Below are 294 nucleotides of genomic sequence, written 5' to 3'. Positions count from 1 at the left end.
GTAGCTGACCTGTACTAATAGGCCGATGGCTTACAACACACAATAAAACAATGATTGAACTGATATTTTTCAATGCTGTTCGCGTTCACTATGCGGTTACGAGACAACAACCTCTAACCAACAAATACGGATGAGTTACAAGACTTTGTAGCACCGGAAAACACTGACCAGGAAATATTTGGTTTGTGTGCTTCGTGATTGTTACGGCGGTCATAGCGTGGGGGAAACGCCCGGTCCCATACCGAACCCGGAAGCTAAGGCCCATTGCGCCGATGGTACTGCACTCGTGAGGGT

General features: G+C 47.6%; 1 rRNA gene. It reads left to right on the top strand.

The annotated features are described in order from the left end of the window. Positions 1–202 precede the first annotated feature (202 nt). A 5S ribosomal RNA gene (gene rrf, locus EKH49_RS16430) occupies positions 203–294 on the top strand; the annotation flags it as partial.

The organism is Glutamicibacter sp. HZAU, from assembly GCF_004100365.1.
Lineage (GTDB): Bacteria > Actinomycetota > Actinomycetes > Actinomycetales > Micrococcaceae > Glutamicibacter > Glutamicibacter nicotianae.
This window is presented reverse-complemented; position numbering and strand designations above follow the sequence as displayed.